Here is a 17175-nt window from a genome sequence, read left to right as displayed (position 1 = left end):
GTTTCCGACCGGTGACGATCACGCCCGCGAGACCCCGGGGAAGCGGCGCCCGATAAGGTCGCCGGCATGGCAAGAATCGCGGTGATCGGCGCCGGTCTCGGCGCCATGGCGGCCGCCGCCCGGCTGGCCGTCGCCGGCCACGACGTGGTGGTGCACGAGAGCACGGAGACCTACGGCGGGGCCGTGGGCCGCTTCGAGCGCGACGGCTTCGCGTTCGACACGGGCCCCGGACTGCTGACGCTGCCCGCCGTGTACCGCGATCTGTTCCTCAAGACGGGCAAGGAGTCGCTGGAGAGCCGCGTCGAGCTGGTCCAGGTGGACCCGGCGGCGCGGCACGTCTTCGCGGACGGCACCGATCTGCTGCTTCCCAACGCCTCACGCGCGGGCGTGGTCACCGCCCTGAACGCCGCGCTGGGCCCGGGCGCCGGCGACCGCTGGGGCGACTTCCTGGTGCGGGCCCGCGAGGCATGGGACCGCACCCGCCGGCCTCTTCTGGAGGAGCCGCTGTGGCCCGACTGGAAGGTGCTCGCCGAGCGCGAACCGTACCCCTCGGTGCCCCACCGGCGTCTCCTGCGCACCCGCCGCGCCACCACGCTCGCCGAGGTAGGCGCGTGGGAGCTGCGCGACCCCCGGCTGGCGGCCCTGCTGGAGTGCCACGCCCTCGCGTACGGCCTGGATCCCCGGACCGTGCCGGCGAGCGCGGCGGTCCTGCCGTACATGGAGCACGCCTTCGGCACCTGGTACGTCCGGGGCGGTCTGCGGGAACTGGCGCGGGCGCTCCACGAGCGGTGCCTGGCCCGGCGGGTCGAGTTCGTCTTCGGCTCCGAGGTCACCGGGATCATCGAGAAGGACGGCCGGGCGGCCGGGGTGGAGCTGGCCGACGGCACGGTCGCGGAGGCCGACTTCGTGGTCGCCGGGGTCGCGCCCGAGGTGCTGGGCCGATGGGTGCGGCAGCCGGCCGTGCGGAGCGAGGGTGAGGTCCCTGCGCAGCGGGGGACGACGAGCCGGCTGACCGTGCTGCTGGCGCTGCGCGGCCGTCGGCCGGACGGTGCGCCGCACCGGACGGTGGTGCACACACAGGACCGCGACGCCGAGCTGGACCTGTTGTTCGGCCCCGCCGCCGGGACGGTCGCGCGGCCCACGGTGACGGTGCTGCGCCCCGACGATCCGGCCCTGGTGCCGGACTCCGGCCACGAGGCGGTCACGGTCACCTGCGTGGTCCCGGCCGGGCACGAGGTGAGCGGGGCGGAGGCGGTGGAGGGGTACGCGCAACGGCTGATCACCGCGGCCGAGCGGGCCGTCCCCGATCTGCGGGAGCGCCTCGCCTGGCACGAGATCCGCACCCCGGCCGACATCGCGCGGACGACGGGTGCCGAGGGGGGCGCGGTCCCGGCGCCGACGCTCGCCGCGGGCGACGGGCGGCTGCTGCATCCGTCCAACAGCACCGCCACACCGGGCCTGTTCACCGTCGGCGGCTGGTCCCACCCCGGCGGCGGCCTGCCGCACGCCGGGATGTCGGGCGCGCTGGTGGCCGGGCTGATCGTGGAGGGACCCGGTTTCCGCGGCTCACAGTGAGACGCCGGGGTTCACCGGGGACCCCGGCCGCCCTTCGGAAACGCCTTCGGGACGCCTTCGGAGAAGCTTGCGGGGGCGCCTTCAGAAACGGTACTGCTGCTCGTCGTAGCCGTTCTGGCCGTTGCCGTTGCCGTTGCCGTTCCCGTTGCCCTGGTACGGGTACTGCTGGTCCGCCGGGAGGTCTGAGCCGAAGGGGTCGTCGGTGTTGCGCTGCTGCGGGACCCACACACCGCCGGGCGGGGTCTCGCCGCCGTAGCCGCCGTTGCCGTACTGGTCCTGGCCGTAGCCCTGCTGCCCGTACCCCTGCTGGCCGTAGGACTGGTCGTACGAGGCCGTGGCGTCGTACGTCTGCGTGCCGATGTACGGGTCGGAGTAGGCGGCGTACTGCTGCTGGTTCGGGTCGTAGCCGTACCCCTGCTGGTCGTAGCCGTAGTAGGCGAATGCCTCGTCCTGCGCGGACCGGTCGGCCGTCGCGTAGGACTCCTCGCCCGCGCCCGCATAGGTGTTGTTGTCGTCGCGGTAGACGCCGTACGTGCTGGTGTCGTCCGGCATGGGCTCCGGGGAGTAGACGGTGGCCGCGGCGGGGGTGGACTGCGGGCGGACGAACACGTCGTCGTCGTGGTCGTCGTCGAGCGCGTCGTCGCCCCGGCGGTACGTTCCGGCAGCCGTGGAGTCCAGGTCCGTGGGCTCCAGGGCCGCATCCTGGCGGTCCGGCTCACCGCGCCGCCGCTTCTTGCCCGCCTTGGGGAACCCGGCCCGGGGCAGCTTGCCGCCGTCCTCGCCCTCCTCGGGGCGCGGGCGGACCGCCCAGCCGGCCTCGAAGCCGCGGCGGAACGAGAGGGTCACGTACGTCTGCCCGACCGCGAACGCGATGGCGCCCAGCGCGATGACGATCACGTTCGGGATGAGCACACCGAGGACCACGCACAGGAAACCGGCGAAGGCGAGCAGTCGCCAGCGCAGCCGCGCCTTGTACTGCAGCAGCACCTCACCCAGCAGCCACAACGCGACGACACCGAACGCGATGTAGAGGACCGTCCAGCCCATGTACGCCCCTCTCCCTGTGGCCGCAACGCAGTGTGTCGTACGCGAGTGCGACCGGTCTAGGCCCGTGGTGGGTGGTGCGGGCCCAGGTTCTCGTAGATTTCCAGAGTCGCGGTGGAGTTGTTCAGGGTGATGAAGTGGAGCCCGGGGACTCCCTCGTCCAACAGCCTCGCGCAGAACTCCGTGGCGAACTCGATGCCAATGGAGCGTACAGCGGCCGGATCGTCTTTGGCTGTGACGATCCGCTCTTTCAGGGCGTTCGGGATGGCGGCGTTACTGAGTTGCGGCAACCGTTCCAGCATCTTCACGCTGGTGACGGGCATGACCTCGGGAATGACAGGCGTCTCGCAGCCGGCCTTCGCCACCGCGTCCCTCAGACGCAGGTACGACTCCGGCTGGAAGAACATCTGCGTGATCGCGTAGTCGGCGCCGGCGCGGCACTTGTCGACGAAGCGCGCCACGTCGCTGTCCCAGTCCGGGGAGCGCGGGTGCATCTCCGGGAAGGCCGCGACCCCCACACAGAAGTCCCCCGACTCCTTGATGAGCCGGACGAGTTCGGCGGCGTACGTCAGGCCCTGCGGATGCGCGATCCACTCACCCATGGGGTCGCCGGGCGGGTCGCCGCGGACCGCGAGCATGTTGCGGATCCCGGCGTCCGCGTACTGGCCGATGATGTTGCGCAGTTCGGCGACGGAGTGGCTGACCGCCGTGAGGTGGGCGACGGGCGTGAGGGTGGTGTCGGCGGCGATCTGCTCGGTGGCCTTCACCGTGCCGGCGCGGGTGGAGCCGCCGGCGCCGTAGGTCACGGAGACGAAGCTGGGTGCGACCGCCTCGATCCTGCGGAGGGCGTTCCACAGGTTCCGCTCGCCCTTCTCCGTCTTGGGCGCCCAGAACTCGAAGGAGTACGTGGTCCTGCCCGTGGCGAGCATCTCCCGCACGGTGCGTGCGTGATCAGTCCTGGTCGAAGCGGTTCCTAGGGCCATACGGGCAGGTTAGTCAGGTCGGGGCCGTCCCCCAACCAGAGCGGGGTATTTTGTCCGCTTTGCCGACTCGCTGTCCACGCCTTGGACAGCCGTGGGCAGGGCGGGGCCGGTCAGAGAGCGCGCAGGCGCTTGCTGAACTCCGCCGCGGCGGCCCCGGGGTCGTCGGCCTCGGTGAGGGCCCGTACGACGACGACCCGGCGGGCGCCCGCCTCGACGACCTCGTCGAGATTGCCGAGGTCGATGCCGCCGATGGCGAACCAGGGGCGGTCGGTGCCCAGGCCGGCGGTGTACCGCACGAGGTCCAGGCCGGGGGCGTGGCGGCCGGGCTTGGTGGGGGTGGGCCAGCAGGGGCCCGTGCAGAAGTAGTCCACGCCCTCCTGGACGGCCGCGGAGGCGGCCTCCTCCTCGGCGTGTGTGGAGCGGCCCACGAGGACGCGCTCACCGAGGACGGCGCGGGCGGCGGGGACCGGAAGGTCGCCCTGGCCGAGGTGCAGCACGTCCGCCCCGATGGCGTGGGCGACGTCCGCGCGGTCGTTGACCGCGAGCAGCCGGCCGTGCCGGCGGCAGGCGTCCGCGAAGACCTGGAGGTGCTCCAGCTCCTCGGCGGCCTCCATGCCCTTGTCGCGCAGCTGCACGATGTCCACACCGCCGGCCAGGACCGCGTCCAGGAACTCCGGCAGGTCGGCCTGGCGCTTGCGGGCGTCCGTGCAGAGGTAGAGCCGGGCGTCGGCGAGCCGGGCGGCTGCGTCGGGCATGCGTGGGTCCCCCGTCGAGCGGTGCGTCGCCGGCACGGCGTGACGGGACCGCGCCCCTCGCGGGCCACGGCTCCCGTACGCCGTCCGGACGACTGCTTCGGTGTCTGTTCCAGGTGTCGCGCGTCTCAGGTGTCGCGCGTCTCAGGTGCTGCGAGCGTTCCCGGTGTCCCGGGTCAGACGGCGAGCGCCTGGGCGCGGCGCTTCACCTCCGTGCCGCGATTCTCGCTCAGGGCCTGGGCCGGCGTGCCGGGCAGGCTCGGGTCCGGAGTGAAGAGCCACTCCAGCATCTCCTCGTCGGTGAAGCCGTCGTCCCTCAGCAGGGTCAGGGTGCCGGTCAGGCCCTTGACCACCTTGTCCTCGTCGATGAACGCGGCGGGGACGTGCAGTGCGCGGTTCTCGCCCCGGCGTACAGCGATGAGCTGGCCTTCCTTCACCAGCTGTCGCACACGGGTCACCTCGACGTCCAGCATCTCTGCGATGTCGGGGAGGGTCAGCCACGCGGGGACGAGAGCATCGATCTTTGCGTCAATCTCGGTCACGTCTCCAAGACTGCCATCTGGGACTGACAGTGGGTAGCCGGGCCTCCCGCGGCGGCGGCCGGCCGGGGTACCCGCGACGGCGCCGGGCGGCCGCCGGCTCTGGCGGACAGGGCCCTAGGTCACCGCCGCCTTCAGGGGCCGGGCCGGGTCCTGGAGCAGCCCGGGGTCCACCGGCGTGCCCGCCTCGATCAGGCGGCGGCCCTGGGCCAGGTCCCGGGGGCGGCCCACGGCCAGCAGGGCGACCAGCCGGCCTTCGCGGAGCCAGCACACCGACCAGGCGGCACCCGTGGGGTCGCCGCGCCGGACCATGGTGTCGGCCGGGGCGTGGTCACCGGCGTACTGGACGAAGCGCCCGAACTGCTCGGACCAGAAGTAGGGAACCGGGTCGTAGGGCTCGGGGGACTCGCCGACGATGTTCGCGGCGACCGTGCGGGGGCCCTGGAGGGCGTTGTCCCAGTGGTGGACGAGGAGGCGCCGGCCGTACCTGCCCGAGGGGAAGGAGGCGCAGTCGCCGACCGCGTAGACGTCGGGCGCGGAGGCGCGCAGGTGCTCGTCGGCCACCACCTCGCCGTGCGCGCCCAGCTCGATGCCGGAGTCCCTGAGCCAGGCCGTGGCCGGGCGGGCACCGATCCCCACGACGACCGCGTCGGCCGGCACCCGGGTGCCGTCGTCCAGGACCACCGTCCCGGGCTCGACGCGCTCCACGCGCGCGTGGGTGCGCAGGGTGGTCCCGCTGTCGGCGTACCAGGCGGCCATCGGTGCGGCCACCTCCGCCGGGAGCGCGCCCGCGAGCGGGCGGTCGGCCGCCTCGACGACCGTCACCGCGCAGCCCGCCTCGCGCGCGGCCGTGGCGAACTCGGCGCCGATCCAGCCCGCGCCGACGACCACGATGTCGTGCTGCCGGGCCAGTACGGGCCGCAGCCGCTCGGCGTCGTCCAGGGTCCGCAGCAGATGCACCCCCGGCACGCCCTCGGCGCCGGGCAGCATGATCGGTTCCGCGCCGGTCGCGAGGACGAGGAGGTCGTAGGGGACGGGTCCGGCGGGCGTGTCGAGCGCGTGGTCGGCGGGGCGCAGGCCGGACACCTCGCGGCCCAGCAGGAGTTCGATGCCGAGCGCCTCGAAGTCGACGTCGAAGGCGGAGCCCTCGGCCTTGCCGAGCAGTACGGCCTTCGACAACGGCGGACGGTCGTACGGCTGATGGGGCTCGGCCCCGATCAGCGTCACGTCGCCGGTGAAGCCCTGTTCGCGCAGTGCGACCGCGGTCTGTACGCCCGCCATGCCCGCGCCCACGACGACCACGCGCCGCGCCGGCGTCCCGCCCCTGTGCCGCATCTGCTCGCTCACCCGGTCACCATAGACAACCGGCATCCGGTCGGTCAGCCGGTGGGGCCACGGTCACTCCCCCGCGACCTCCTCCACCGCGCTCGTGCCACGGCCCGGCCCCGACTCCCACTCCCAGGTCTCCTCCAGCCGGACGCGCCCGTCGGCCAGTTCGACCACCAGTGAGACGCAGTGCCCGGACGCGGTGGTCCCGTCGGCCTTCAACTGCACGTACCGGAAGTCCAGCCGGTCCCCCGCGCGCGTGCCCACGAGACGGCCGCGCACGACGTCGCCGCCCGCGTACTCGGCCCAGATCTCGCCGTCCCGCTCGTGGTAGACGAACCGGGTGCGGGTGCCCACCTGGCCGGGGGCCTGGTCGGCGACCGGGGCGAGGACGAGACCGTCGAGCGAGCGGGCCATGGGCCGAGGCTCCCTTTCTGAGGCGAACGGCGAGGGCTAGGGTGGGCCACCGTAGAGCACTCGCGGGAGCCCGGACGCACCGGGCTGAGAGGGAGGCTGGCGGCCTCCGACCGTACGAACCTGATCCGGGTCATGCCGGCGAAGGGAGGGGCTGGACGCCCATGTCGCGTACGCACACGTCAGACGTCCTCGTCGTGGGGGGCGGAATCATCGGGCTCGTGACGGCGTGGCGGGCCGCGCTGCGCGGGTTCGCGACGGCCGTGGTCGATCCCGAGCCGGGCGGCGGGGCCGCGCAGGTGGCGGCCGGGATGCTCGCCGCCGTCACCGAACTGCACTACGGCGAGCAGACGCTGCTGGGGCTCAACGTGGAGTCCGCGCGCCGCTATCCGGACTTCGTGGCCGAGCTGACGGAGGCGACCGGTCTCGGCCTCGGCTACCGCCGCTGCGGCACGCTCGCCGTCGCGCTGGACGCCGACGACCGCGCCCATCTGCGTGAACTGCACGCCCTGCAGCGCAGGTCGGGCCTGGACCCGGAGTGGCTGAGCGGCCGCGACTGCCGCCGGCTGGAGCCGATGCTCGCACCGGGGGTGCGGGGCGGGCTGCGGGCCGACGGGGACCACCAGATCGACCCGAGGCGGCTCTCCAGGGCCCTCGTGGCGGCCTGCGGGCGCGCCGGGGTGGTGTTCCACCGGACGCGGGCCGAGGAGCTGACGGTGGTCCGGGAGCGGGCCACCGGGGTCCGTACCCGCGAGGACGACCGGCTGTCCGCGGGGCGGGTCGTCCTCGCCGCCGGCAGCCTCAGCGGACGGCTCGCCGGGGTCCCGGACGACGTGGTGCCGCCGGTGCGGCCGGTGAAGGGACAGGTGCTGCGGCTGACCGTGCCGGAGCCGTACGCGCCCTTCCTGAGCCGCACCGTGCGGGCCGTGGTGCGCGGCAGCCACGTCTATCTGGTGCCGCGCGAGAACGGTGAACTCGTCGTCGGCGCGACCAGCGAGGAGCAGGGCTGGGACACCACGGTGACCGCGGGCGGGGTGTACGAACTGCTGCGGGACGCCCATGAACTGGTCCCCGGGATCACCGAACTCCCGCTCACCGAGACCCGCGCGGGCCTGCGGCCCGCCTCCCCGGACAACGCGCCGCTCCTAGGGCCCACCGGGCTCGACGGCCTGATCCTCGCGACCGGGCACCACCGCAACGGAGTGCTCCTCACCCCGGTCACCGGCGACGTGCTGGCCCATGTGCTGACCACCGGCGAACTGCCGGAGGAGGCCCGCGACTTCACACCGCTGCGGTTCCGCGCCGGCGCGGCCCGCCGACTCATGGAGCAGCCCGTATGAACACCACCGGGACCCTGACCGTGCTGGTGAACGGGGAGCGCCGGCTGATCGCTCCCGGCACGGCGCTCGACGCACTGGTGCGCACGCTCACCCCGTCGCCCTCCGGTGTCGCCGCCGCGCTCAACGAAACCGTCGTCCCGCGCGCGCGGTGGACGACCACCGCCCTCGCCGAGGGGGACCGCGTCGAGGTCCTCACCGCCGTCCAAGGAGGCTGACCGCATGGCAGACGACCCCTTCGTCCTCGGCGGTACGACCTACTCGTCCCGCCTGATCATGGGCACCGGCGGGGCGGCCGGCCTGGACGTCCTGGAGCGCGCGCTGGTGGCCTCCGGCACGGAGCTGACGACCGTGGCGATGCGCCGCGTGAACGCCTCCGTGCACGGCTCCGTCCTGTCCGTGCTCGACCGGCTCGGCATCCGGGTGCTGCCCAACACGGCCGGCTGTTTCACGGCGGGCGAGGCCGTGCTGACGGCCCGCCTCGCGCGGGAGGCGCTCGGCACGTCTCTGGTCAAGCTGGAGGTCATCGCCGACGAGCGCACGCTGCTGCCCGATCCCGTCGAGCTGCTCGACGCCGCCGAGACGCTCGTCGACGACGGTTTCACCGTGCTGCCGTACACGAACGACGATCCGGTGCTCGCGCGGAAGCTGGAGGACGTGGGCTGTGCCGCGGTCATGCCGCTCGGTTCGCCGATCGGGTCGGGGCTCGGCATCCGCAACCCGCACAACTTCCAGCTGATCGTGGAGCACGCGGGCGTGCCGGTGATCCTCGACGCGGGCGCGGGGACGGCCTCGGACGTCGCTCTCGCGATGGAGCTGGGGTGCGCCGGGGTCATGCTCGCCTCCGCCGTGACCCGGGCCCAGGAGCCGGTCCTCATGGCCGAGGGCATGCGGCACGCGGTGGAGGCGGGCCGGCTGGCGTACCGGGCGGGCCGCATCCCCCGCCGGCACTTCGCCGAGGCGTCGTCGCCGGGCGAGGGCCTGGCCCGGCTGGATCCGGAGCGCCCCGCGTTCTGAGCCGGATCTCACGCCGGCCCGCCGTCACCCGAACAGTCGAACGAATACCGCCGCGCGTCCGCCCGTCACGGGCCTCCGGCCCGGGTCACAGCTCTGCTGCAGTACGGCCCCGGTGCCGTGCGGCCCGTGGGCCGATCGGCGTCGGCTCGTACACTCGCCTGCGTGGACACGACCCTTCAGGACCCGCTTGTCGGCCAGGTGCTCGACGGCCGGTATCGAGTCGAGGCGCGGATCGCGGTCGGCGGGATGGCCACGGTCTACCGGACCGTGGACACCCGCCTCGACCGCGTCCTCGCGCTCAAGGTGATGCATCCGACGCTGGCCGCGGACCGGACGTTCGTCGAGCGGTTCATCCGCGAGGCCAAGTCGGTGGCGCGCCTGTCCCACCCGAACGTGGTGGGGGTCTACGACCAGGGCACGGACGGCTCGTACGTCTACCTCGCGATGGAGTACGTGGCCGGCTGCACCCTCCGTGACGTGCTGCGCGACCGGGGGGCGCTGCAGCCCCGGGCGGCGCTGGACATCCTGGAGCCGGTGCTCGCCGCGCTCGGCGCCGCGCACCGCGCCGGGTTCGTGCACCGGGACATGAAGCCGGAGAACGTGCTGATAGGGGACGACGGCCGGGTCAAGGTCGCCGACTTCGGGCTCGTACGGGCCGTGGACACTGTCACCAGCACCACCGGCAGCGTCCTCGGCACCGTCTCCTACCTCGCACCCGAGCAGCTGGAGCACGGCACGACCGACGCCCGCGTCGACGTGTACGCGTGCGGGGTGACGCTCTACGAGATGCTCACCGGCGGCAAACCGCACGCCGGGGAATCCCCCGCCCAGGTGCTCTACCACGCGCTGCACGACGATGTGCCGCCGCCGTCGGCCGTCGTGCCGGGGCTGCCGTACGAGCTGGACGCGCTGGTCGCCTCCGCGACCGCGCGCAATCCGGAGCTGCGGCCCCACGACGCCGTCGCGCTGCTCGCGCAGACGCTTCAGGCGCGGGCCGGGCTGAGCGAGGAGCAGCTGGACGCGGTGCCGCCGCAGGCGATAGCCGGCGGGCACGACACCGCGGAGGACCGGACGAGCGTGATCCCGCGCTCGCTGGCCGTGTCGCGGTCCGTGGGACTGGATCCCGACCCGATCGACCGCACGAGCCGCTTCCAGTCGCCCCCACCGCCGCCCCGGCGCACGCGCGGCGTCCCGGCGTCCCGGCGCGGGGTGCTGGCGGTCGTCGTGGCGGTGCTGCTCGTCCTCGGTGTGGGCGGGGGCGTCTGGTACATCAACTCGGGTCAGTTCACGCAGGTCCCGGCCGTGTTGCGGCAGAGCGAGGCGGACGCCACCGCGCGGCTGGAGGGCGCGGGGCTGGACGTCGACGTGAAGCAGGCGTACAGCGACACCGTCGAGCGCGGCCGGGTGATCAGCACCGACCCGGCCCCGGGTGAACGGATCCGGGACAACGACTCCGTGACGGTGACGGTCTCCAAGGGCCCGGAGACCGTGAGGGTGCCCGACCTGAAGGGCCTCCGGCTGGACCTCGCGAAGGACCGGCTGAAAGGCGACGGGCTCGAACCGGGCCTGGTGACCAGGGAGTTCAGCGACGAGGTCATTCGGGGCCAGGTGATCAGCACCCGTCCGGGCTCCGGCACCGAGGTCTCCTCGGGCACGGTCGTCAGGATCGTGGTCAGCCGGGGAGCCCCGGTGGAGGTGCCCGAGCTGTCCGGGGCCTCGGTCGAGGAGGCCACCGCCCAGCTGGAGGCGGAGGGCCTCAAGGGGGAGATCGCCTCGGGGCGGGTCAACTCCGAGTTCGACAAGGGCCTGGTCGCGGAGCAGTCACCGGGCGCGGGCAAGCAGGTCGGCACGGGCGACACCGTCACCCTGACGCTCTCCAAGGGGCCCGTGCTGGTCGAGGTCCCCGACGTCGTGGGCGACAGCGTCGACGAGGCCACGAGCCGGCTGAAGGCCGCCGGTTTCGAGGTCGAGGAGGACCGGGGCATCCTCGACTTCTTCGCCGACGAGGTGAAGGGCCAGTCCGTCGACGGCGGCGACACGGCACCCAAGGGCTCGAAGATCACGATCGAGATCGGCTGACGGGCGGCCGGCCCTTCGAAGCCACCGGCGACGGGGACATGCCCGCCGCCGGGGCTCCGGCCGACGTGCTTCGGCCGAGGGGCCCGATCGGCGGGTCCCGCTCGACGGACCCGGTCGGCAGGACCCGGCCGGTCCGCTTGCCTCGGTGAGCCCCGCCCCGCAGACCCCGGGCTCACCGGGCCCGAGGTCGGCTCCGCGTAGGTGGCGGCAGGGCGCCGGCGGCCGCATGGCACCCTGGGTGCCGTGAGCACCCAGCAGTCCCCCGCCCTTCCCGTCCCGTCGTCCGGCCTCGCCGGGCCGTCCCGCAACCCCGTCGGCGGGCATGTCCCCGTCGCCGGTGGGCTGAACTCCGTCGGGCTGACGTACGCGCGTGATCTACGGGCCGAGACGGTCCAGGTCTTCGTCGCCAATCCGCGCGGCTGGGCCACTCCGGTGGGGAACCCCCGGCAGGACGAGGAGTTCCGGGCGGCCTGCGCCGAGGAGTCGATCCCCGCGTACGTGCACGCGCCGTACCTGATCAACTTCGGGTCGCACACCGAGGCGACGGCGGAGAGGTCCGTGGAGTCGATGCGGCACTCGCTGCGCCGGGGCCGGGAGATCGGCGCGCTCGGGGTGGTCGTGCACACGGGGAGCGCGACCGGCGGGCGGGACCGGTCGGTGGCGCTGAAGCAGGTGCGGGAGTACCTGCTGCCGCTGCTGGACGAGCTGACCCACGACGACGACCCGTTCCTGCTGCTGGAGTCGACGGCCGGCCAGGGGTCGTCGCTGTGCTCGCGCACCTGGGACTTCGGACCGTACTTCGAGGCGCTGGACGCCCATCCGAAGCTGGGCGTCTGCCTGGACACCTGCCACATCTTCGCGGCGGGACACGACCTGACCGGCCCCGAGGGCATGCCCCGGACGCTGGACCTGCTCGTGGACACGGTCGGCGAGGGCCGGCTGAAGCTGATCCACGCCAACGACTCCAAGGACGTGGTCGGCGCCCACAAGGACCGCCACGAGAACATCGGCTCCGGCCACATCGGCGAGGACCCGTTCCGCGCCCTGATGACCCACCCCGCCACCGAGGGCGTCCCCCTGATCATCGAGACGCCCGGCGGCAAGGAGGGCCACGCGGCGGACGTCGAGCGGCTGAAGAAGCTCAGGGACGGCTGAGGGGCCGAGACCAGGGCCGGTCAGAGCTCGGGGCCGTCCCCCGGCTCCTCCTGGTACGAGTAGCGCTGCTCCTGCCAGGGATCGCCGATGTTGTGATAGCCGCGCTCCTCCCAGAAGCCGCGGCGGTCGGCGGTCATGTACTCGATGCCGCGGACCCACTTGGGGCCCTTCCAGGCGTACAGATGGGGGACGACGAGGCGGAGCGGGAAGCCGTGCTCGGCGGTGAGGAGTTCGCCGTCCTTGTGGGTGGCGAAGATCGTGCGGTCGTCGGCGAAGTCGGCGAGGCGGAGGTTGGAGCTGAAGCCGTACTCGGCCCACACCATCACATGGGTGACCTCGGGGGCGGGCGGCGCGGTCCGCAGGATCGTGCGGGCCGGGATGCCGCCCCACTCGGCGCCGACCATGCTGAACTTCGTCACGCAGTGCAGATCGGCGACGACCGAGGCGTACGGCAGGGCGGTGAACTCGTCGTGGTTCCAGGCGTGCTTCTCGCCGTCGGCGGTGGCGCCGAAGACCCGGAAGTCCCAGCGCTCGGGACGGAACTTGGGGACGGGCCCGTAGTGGGTGACCGGCCAGCCGCGCTGGAGCCGCTGTCCCGGCGGAAGCTGCGAGGACGCCGCGTTCTCAGCTGCGCGATCTCCTGATGCGCGTTCCACCGGCTGACCCATGACTCCATCCTGACAGACCTCGGCCGGTGCACATGACCAGGGTCCACCCGACTCGGACATTTAGAACTAAGGCTGTACTTACTTACTAAGCTCGCACTTACTGGACGATCTTCGACGGCGGTGCAATCATCGCGGCGCAACCTCCCAGTTCCCCCGCTTGGAAGGAGCTTCTGCGATGCAGGGCGACCCCGAGGTCATCGAATTCCTCAACGAGCAGCTGACCGCGGAGCTCACCGCGATCAACCAGTACTTCCTGCACGCGAAGATGCAGGAGAACTTCGGCTGGACGAAGCTCGCGAAGTACACGCGTCACGAGTCGTTCGACGAGATGAAGCACGCGGAGGTGCTCACCGACCGGATCCTGTTCCTGGACGGACTGCCGAACTACCAGCGACTGTTCCACGTCCGGGTGGGGCAGACGGTCAAGGAGATGTTCGAGGCCGACCGGCAGGTCGAGGTCGAGGCCATCGACCGCCTCAAGCGCGGCATCGAGGTGATGCGCAACAAGGGTGACATCACCTCGGCGAACATCTTCGAGTCGATCCTCGCGGACGAGGAGCACCACATCGACTACCTCGACACCCAGCTGGAACTTCTGGAGAAGCTGGGCGAGGCGCTCTACATCGCACAGCTGATCGAGCAGCCGGAGAGCTGACCTAGGCCGCTTCCCCGAGTTCGGCCGCTTCCCCGAGATCGGCGTAGACCGCCACCCCCTGGCCGGCCGGCTCCGGGCGCGGACACGCGCCCCTGCCGAGGATCGCCTGGATCCGGCGCACGCACGAGCCGCAGTCCGTGCCCGCCTTGCAGGCCGACGCGATCTGGCGAGGTGTGCAGGCTCCGTCCGCCGCATGTTTTTTGACCTGCTGCTCGGTGACACCGAAGCAACTGCAGACGAACACGCGGTTCACCTCCCGCCGGGATCGAGTACGAGGCGCCATCCCGATGATCGGTGAGGCTAACCTAACCTTACCCGGCGGGCGGGAACGGCAAAAGTGGAGTGGGGCGCGGATCGTATGTGATCCGCGCCCCACCTCACGCTCCCGCACCAGGAGCATCCCTGCTGATCGGCTCCTAGTCCCGGTACAGCTCCGCGACGAGGAACGCCAGGTCCAGGGACTGGCTGCGGTTGAGCCGGGGGTCGCAGGCGGTCTCGTAGCGCTGGTGCAGGTCGTCGACGAAGATCTCGTCGCCGCCGCCCACGCACTCCGTGACGTCGTCGCCGGTCAGCTCCACGTGGATGCCGCCGGGGTGGGTGCCGAGGCCCTTGTGGACCTCGAAGAAGCCCTTGACCTCGTCGAGCACGTCGTCGAAGCGGCGGGTCTTGTGGCCGGAGGCCGCCTCGAAGGTGTTGCCGTGCATCGGGTCGGTGACCCAGGCCACGGTCGCGCCGGAGGCGGTGACCTTCTCGACCAGCTCGGGCAGCTTGTCGCGGACCTTGTCCGCGCCCATGCGCACGATGAAGGTGAGCCGGCCCGGCTCGCGGTCCGGGTCGAGGCGCTCGATGTACCGCAGCGCGTCCTCGGCCGTCGTCGTCGGGCCGAGCTTGATCCCGATCGGGTTGCGGATCTGCGAGGCGAACTCGATGTGCGCGTGGTCCAGCTGCCGGGTGCGCTCGCCGATCCACACCATGTGCGCCGACACGTCGTACAGGCGGCCCGTGCGCGAGTCCACGCGGGTCAGCGCCGACTCGTAGTCGAGCAGCAGCGCCTCGTGCGAGGAGAAGAACTCGACGGTGCGGAACTCCTCCGGGTCGGTCCCGCAGGCGTGCATGAAGTTCAGCGCGTTGTCGATCTCGCGGGCGAGCTGCTCGTAGCGCTGGCCGGACGGGGACGACTTCACGAAGTCCTGGTTCCAGGCGTGCACCTGGCGCAGGTCGGCGTAGCCGCCGGTGGTGAAGGCGCGCACCAGGTTCAGCGTGGAGGCGGAGGCGTGGTACATCCGCTTCAGGCGCTCGGGGTCCGGGATGCGGGCGGCCTCGTTGAAGTCGAAGCCGTTGACCGAGTCGCCGCGGTAGGTCGGCAGGGTCACGCCGTCGCGGGTCTCGGTGCCCTTGGAGCGCGGCTTGGAGTACTGCCCGGCGATACGGCCGACCTTCACGACCGGCACGGAGGCCGCGTACGTGAGGACCGCGCCCATCTGGAGCAGGGTCTTCAGCTTGTTGCGGATGTGGTCGGCCGACACGGCGTCGAAGGCCTCGGCGCAGTCGCCGCCCTGGAGGAGGAACGCCTCTCCCTTGGCGACGGACGCCATCCGGGCGCGCAGCTGGTCGCACTCGCCCGCGAAGACGAGCGGCGGATACGACTCGAGCTCCGCAACGACTGCGCGCAGAGCCTCGGTGTCGGGGTACTCGGGCTGCTGCGCCGCGGGCAGGTCTCGCCAGGTGTTGCCAGCGCTCGCGCTGGACTTAGCGTTCACGGTCACGACCTCCACATTACGGGGTCGTGTCGGGCGTCCATCCCCATGCTCATCAAGTGAGACGAACCCCGCTCGATCGGGAGCGGGGTTCGTCGGACCGGTACGGCGGGGCCGCCGGTGTCAGTGCAGGTTCATGACCGCGCTGTCGTCGAAGCCGACGGCGAAGACCGTGCGCAGCGAGAGGTTCGCGGCGGCGTTGTAGCCGTCACAGGCGTTCTTCTTCTCGTCCGGCTCCTCCACGGCCTGGAACTCGTGGGGGAAGCTGCCGCGCAGCGTCGTACCGGCGCAGATGTGCTCGGTGAGCCCCCACAGCTCCTCCACCTGGTCCGCGCCGAGCCTCGGCCAGTAGCTCAGGGCCTGGGGTGTGCCGACCGCCCAGTTCCCGTTCGCGTACACCGTCGTCCCGACCGTGCGGTTGCAGGCGGTGGTGGCCCGGGTGTCGCCCACCCAGGTGTGCGAGAAGACGGCGGGCTGCAGGGCGCAGCCCTTGTGGAAGGCGAAGTTCAGCAGTCCGGTGCTGTCGGTCCAGGTCATGCCGCCCTGCAGGCCGACATAGCGGGACGCTGCGTAGGCGTCCTGGATCACGGTCTTGCCGCCGGACATGTTGAGCAGCCCCGGGTAGGTCGAGGCGCTCGTCGGATTGAGCTGGTAGCGCACCACCCGGCCGCCCGCGGCGGTGCCGAACCACTCACCGGTGACCAGCTTGTACGGGCTGCCGCCGGACTTGTCGAGGGAGAGCCAGGAGTAGCACAGGGAGTCGGCGTCGGGCGTGCCGTTGACGGCGTCCGAGTCGCACGCGCCGGAGGGCGGCGGGGAGGTCTGCTTGTAGTAGTGGACCTGCGGCAGCACGTACGGGTAGCCGCAGGCGCTGGACCTGCCCGAGCCGTCGATGCCGTAGGAGTTGATGCCGGACCCGTAGGTGTCGACCTTGCCGAGCTTGTCGATGTCGAAGACGCGGATGCCGTTGGAGGTGTCCGTGACGTAGAGGTAGTTGCCGTACCAGACGATGCCGCCGCCGTGGCCGGTGACGAACTTGAAGTCCGCGCCGCCCTCCGTCGGCTCGGCGAGGAGGACGTGGCGGTACTTCTTGGTGTCACGGTCGATGAGGGTGAGCTTGAGCAGGTTGTTCGTCTTGCACTTGTCGTTGGCCTCGTAGTCGCCGGCCGCGTTCGTCTTGAACGTCTCGTAGTGCCAGGCGACCGCGGTGACGCGCTTGCCCTGGATGGCGCCGTCGGCCCCGTCGGCGGCGCCGGTGCTGCTCATGCCCTGCGGCCACCAGCGCGGGGTGGTGTCGTCGCCGTGCGCCGAGGACCAGCACCAGGAGACCTTCCGGCTCACCGGCGGCAGCGCCTTCGTCTCGTCGCCGGCGCACGCGCGCATGGTGCGCAGGTTCATCCAGGGGTCACTCGCCCCGGCGGAGTTCTTGGTGTACTCGGTGGTGACGACGTCGGCGAGGTCGGCGTCCGCCAGCTTGCCGTCGAGGGTGGTGGCCGCCGACACGGTGCTGGTGTCGGTCATCTTGAACCTGTCGCCGCTCAGCGTCAGCTTCGTCATCACCGGCTCGTCCACGGCCGCCGCCGGCTGCCCCGTGAGCCCGGTGAACAGAACGGCCGCCGTCGCGACGAAGGCCAGGGGCCTCATTCTCCCTATGGGTGACACACTCGCCCTTCCGTATCCACAAATCGACTCGAACATGTCAAGACTGAACGTAGAGGATCTTAGGACGAACGCCCGCGCGGATCACATGAGTTCTCGCGAGATGTCCGGTAGGGTGCGGCGCATGTTCGCGCACTCGATCCAGAACTGGTGGTGGACCGCTCATCCGGCGGCCCACTGACTGCGCGTACGCAAGACTTCGCGAAGGCCGCCCG

18 protein-coding genes and 1 riboswitch are annotated in these 17175 nt (G+C 71.9%); of the genes, 8 read left to right on the top strand and 10 right to left on the bottom strand.

Features of this window, described 5'->3' with window-relative positions; genetic code table 11:
* Positions 1 to 66 precede the first annotated feature (66 nt).
* Positions 67 to 1575 carry a phytoene desaturase family protein gene (locus ACZ6BB_RS16950; RefSeq protein WP_471615946.1) on the top strand — a complete coding sequence of 503 codons (1509 nt, stop codon included), beginning with the start codon at positions 67 to 69 and terminating at the stop codon, positions 1573 to 1575.
* Positions 1576 to 1656: 81 nt separating this feature from the next.
* Here the strand turns inward: ACZ6BB_RS16950 and ACZ6BB_RS16945 are convergent, their stop codons facing one another.
* From ACZ6BB_RS16945 to ACZ6BB_RS16920, 6 genes are all read right to left on the bottom strand, one after another.
* Positions 1657 to 2622, bottom strand: coding sequence for an SCO2102 family sporulation regulator (locus ACZ6BB_RS16945; protein WP_471615945.1), 966 nt, complete (start codon positions 2620 to 2622; stop codon positions 1657 to 1659).
* A 56-nt stretch (positions 2623 to 2678) separates the two neighbouring features.
* Positions 2679 to 3602, bottom strand: coding sequence for a methylenetetrahydrofolate reductase [NAD(P)H] (gene metF / locus ACZ6BB_RS16940; RefSeq protein ID WP_471615944.1), 924 nt, complete (start codon positions 3600 to 3602; stop codon positions 2679 to 2681).
* A gap of 110 nt (positions 3603 to 3712) precedes the next feature.
* Positions 3713 to 4357, bottom strand: coding sequence for a thiamine phosphate synthase (thiE, locus tag ACZ6BB_RS16935; protein WP_471615943.1), 645 nt, complete (start codon positions 4355 to 4357; stop codon positions 3713 to 3715).
* A 173-nt stretch (positions 4358 to 4530) separates the two neighbouring features.
* Positions 4531 to 4896, bottom strand: coding sequence for an Rv2175c family DNA-binding protein (locus ACZ6BB_RS16930; RefSeq protein ID WP_013004329.1), 366 nt, complete (start codon positions 4894 to 4896; stop codon positions 4531 to 4533).
* A 114-nt stretch (positions 4897 to 5010) separates the two neighbouring features.
* Positions 5011 to 6228 carry an NAD(P)/FAD-dependent oxidoreductase gene (locus ACZ6BB_RS16925; protein ID WP_471616162.1) on the bottom strand — a complete coding sequence of 406 codons (1218 nt, stop codon included), beginning with the start codon at positions 6226 to 6228 and terminating at the stop codon, positions 5011 to 5013.
* A gap of 63 nt (positions 6229 to 6291) precedes the next feature.
* A complete protein-coding gene (locus ACZ6BB_RS16920) occupies positions 6292 to 6636 on the bottom strand; it encodes an avidin-fold protein (protein ID WP_471615942.1) in 345 nt (114 codons plus the stop codon).
* A 52-nt stretch (positions 6637 to 6688) separates the two neighbouring features.
* Positions 6689 to 6800, top strand: a riboswitch (TPP riboswitch).
* Between ACZ6BB_RS16920 and thiO the strand changes: the two genes are divergently transcribed.
* The 5 genes from thiO to ACZ6BB_RS16895 all read left to right on the top strand — a co-directional run bounded on the left by thiO (position 6798) and on the right by ACZ6BB_RS16895 (position 12221).
* Positions 6798 to 7973 carry a glycine oxidase ThiO gene (thiO, locus tag ACZ6BB_RS16915; protein WP_471615941.1) on the top strand — a complete coding sequence of 392 codons (1176 nt, stop codon included), beginning with the start codon at positions 6798 to 6800 and terminating at the stop codon, positions 7971 to 7973. Its footprint overlaps the riboswitch before it by 3 nt.
* A gap of 14 nt (positions 7974 to 7987) precedes the next feature.
* A complete protein-coding gene (gene thiS / locus ACZ6BB_RS16910; protein ID WP_383889672.1) occupies positions 7988 to 8188 on the top strand; it encodes a sulfur carrier protein ThiS in 201 nt (66 codons plus the stop codon).
* A gap of 4 nt (positions 8189 to 8192) precedes the next feature.
* Positions 8193 to 8987 carry a thiazole synthase gene (locus ACZ6BB_RS16905; RefSeq protein WP_471615940.1) on the top strand — a complete coding sequence of 265 codons (795 nt, stop codon included), beginning with the start codon at positions 8193 to 8195 and terminating at the stop codon, positions 8985 to 8987.
* 162 nt (positions 8988 to 9149) lie between these two features.
* Entirely contained in the window at positions 9150 to 11066 is a 1917-nt protein-coding gene (gene pknB / locus ACZ6BB_RS16900; RefSeq protein ID WP_471615939.1) for a Stk1 family PASTA domain-containing Ser/Thr kinase, read from the top strand.
* Positions 11067 to 11309: 243 nt separating this feature from the next.
* Positions 11310 to 12221, top strand: coding sequence for a deoxyribonuclease IV (locus tag ACZ6BB_RS16895; RefSeq protein WP_471615938.1), 912 nt, complete (start codon positions 11310 to 11312; stop codon positions 12219 to 12221).
* A 20-nt stretch (positions 12222 to 12241) separates the two neighbouring features.
* Here the strand turns inward: ACZ6BB_RS16895 and ACZ6BB_RS16890 are convergent, their stop codons facing one another.
* Positions 12242 to 12889, bottom strand: a complete 648-nt coding sequence (locus tag ACZ6BB_RS16890) for a sulfite oxidase-like oxidoreductase (RefSeq protein ID WP_319368446.1) — start codon at positions 12887 to 12889, stop codon at positions 12242 to 12244.
* Positions 12890 to 13064: 175 nt separating this feature from the next.
* Here ACZ6BB_RS16890 and bfr point away from each other — a divergent pair, with 175 nt between their 5' ends.
* On the top strand, positions 13065 to 13544 hold the full coding sequence (gene bfr, locus ACZ6BB_RS16885) for a bacterioferritin (RefSeq protein ID WP_046918646.1): 480 nt from the start codon (positions 13065 to 13067) through the stop codon (positions 13542 to 13544).
* A 1-nt stretch (position 13545) separates the two neighbouring features.
* Here the strand turns inward: bfr and ACZ6BB_RS16880 are convergent, their stop codons facing one another.
* The 3 genes from ACZ6BB_RS16880 to ACZ6BB_RS16870 all read right to left on the bottom strand — a co-directional run bounded on the left by ACZ6BB_RS16880 (position 13546) and on the right by ACZ6BB_RS16870 (position 16945).
* Positions 13546 to 13797, bottom strand: a complete 252-nt coding sequence (locus ACZ6BB_RS16880; RefSeq protein ID WP_471615937.1) for a (2Fe-2S)-binding protein — start codon at positions 13795 to 13797, stop codon at positions 13546 to 13548.
* Positions 13798 to 13960: 163 nt separating this feature from the next.
* Complete coding sequence (locus ACZ6BB_RS16875; RefSeq protein ID WP_383889613.1) at positions 13961 to 15310, bottom strand: class II 3-deoxy-7-phosphoheptulonate synthase; 1350 nt, start codon at positions 15308 to 15310, stop codon at positions 13961 to 13963.
* Positions 15311 to 15424: 114 nt separating this feature from the next.
* On the bottom strand, positions 15425 to 16945 hold the full coding sequence (locus ACZ6BB_RS16870; protein WP_471615936.1) for a hypothetical protein: 1521 nt from the start codon (positions 16943 to 16945) through the stop codon (positions 15425 to 15427).
* A gap of 7 nt (positions 16946 to 16952) precedes the next feature.
* On the opposite strand from ACZ6BB_RS16870, the gene ACZ6BB_RS16865 reads away from it, so the two are divergent.
* Complete coding sequence (locus ACZ6BB_RS16865) at positions 16953 to 17141, top strand: trp operon leader peptide (RefSeq protein WP_471615935.1); 189 nt, start codon at positions 16953 to 16955, stop codon at positions 17139 to 17141.
* Positions 17142 to 17175 lie beyond the last annotated feature (34 nt).

The organism is Streptomyces sp. NPDC041108 (assembly GCF_055592645.1).
Note: the sequence above shows the minus strand (reverse complement) of the source record. Positions and strands in the feature narration are given on the sequence as shown.

Bases quoted from the DNA above. Each gene is read 5' to 3' on its own strand.
- ACZ6BB_RS16950 (WP_471615946.1), top strand. From the start codon at position 67: ATGGCAAGAATCGCGGTGATCGGCGCCGGTCTCGGCGCCATGGCGGCC.
- ACZ6BB_RS16945 (WP_471615945.1), bottom strand. From the start codon at position 2,622: ATGGGCTGGACGGTCCTCTACATCGCGTTCGGTGTCGTCGCGTTGTGG.
- metF (WP_471615944.1), bottom strand. From the start codon at position 3,602: ATGGCCCTAGGAACCGCTTCGACCAGGACTGATCACGCACGCACCGTG.
- thiE (WP_471615943.1), bottom strand. From the start codon at position 4,357: ATGCCCGACGCAGCCGCCCGGCTCGCCGACGCCCGGCTCTACCTCTGC.
- ACZ6BB_RS16925 (WP_471616162.1), bottom strand. From the start codon at position 6,228: ATGCGGCACAGGGGCGGGACGCCGGCGCGGCGCGTGGTCGTCGTGGGC.
- ACZ6BB_RS16920 (WP_471615942.1), bottom strand. From the start codon at position 6,636: ATGGCCCGCTCGCTCGACGGTCTCGTCCTCGCCCCGGTCGCCGACCAG.
- thiO (WP_471615941.1), top strand. From the start codon at position 6,798: ATGTCGCGTACGCACACGTCAGACGTCCTCGTCGTGGGGGGCGGAATC.
- ACZ6BB_RS16905 (WP_471615940.1), top strand. From the start codon at position 8,193: ATGGCAGACGACCCCTTCGTCCTCGGCGGTACGACCTACTCGTCCCGC.
- ACZ6BB_RS16890 (WP_319368446.1), bottom strand. From the start codon at position 12,889: ATGGGTCAGCCGGTGGAACGCGCATCAGGAGATCGCGCAGCTGAGAAC.
- bfr (WP_046918646.1), top strand. From the start codon at position 13,065: ATGCAGGGCGACCCCGAGGTCATCGAATTCCTCAACGAGCAGCTGACC.
- ACZ6BB_RS16870 (WP_471615936.1), bottom strand. From the start codon at position 16,945: ATGAGGCCCCTGGCCTTCGTCGCGACGGCGGCCGTTCTGTTCACCGGG.
- ACZ6BB_RS16865 (WP_471615935.1), top strand. From the start codon at position 16,953: ATGGGTGACACACTCGCCCTTCCGTATCCACAAATCGACTCGAACATG.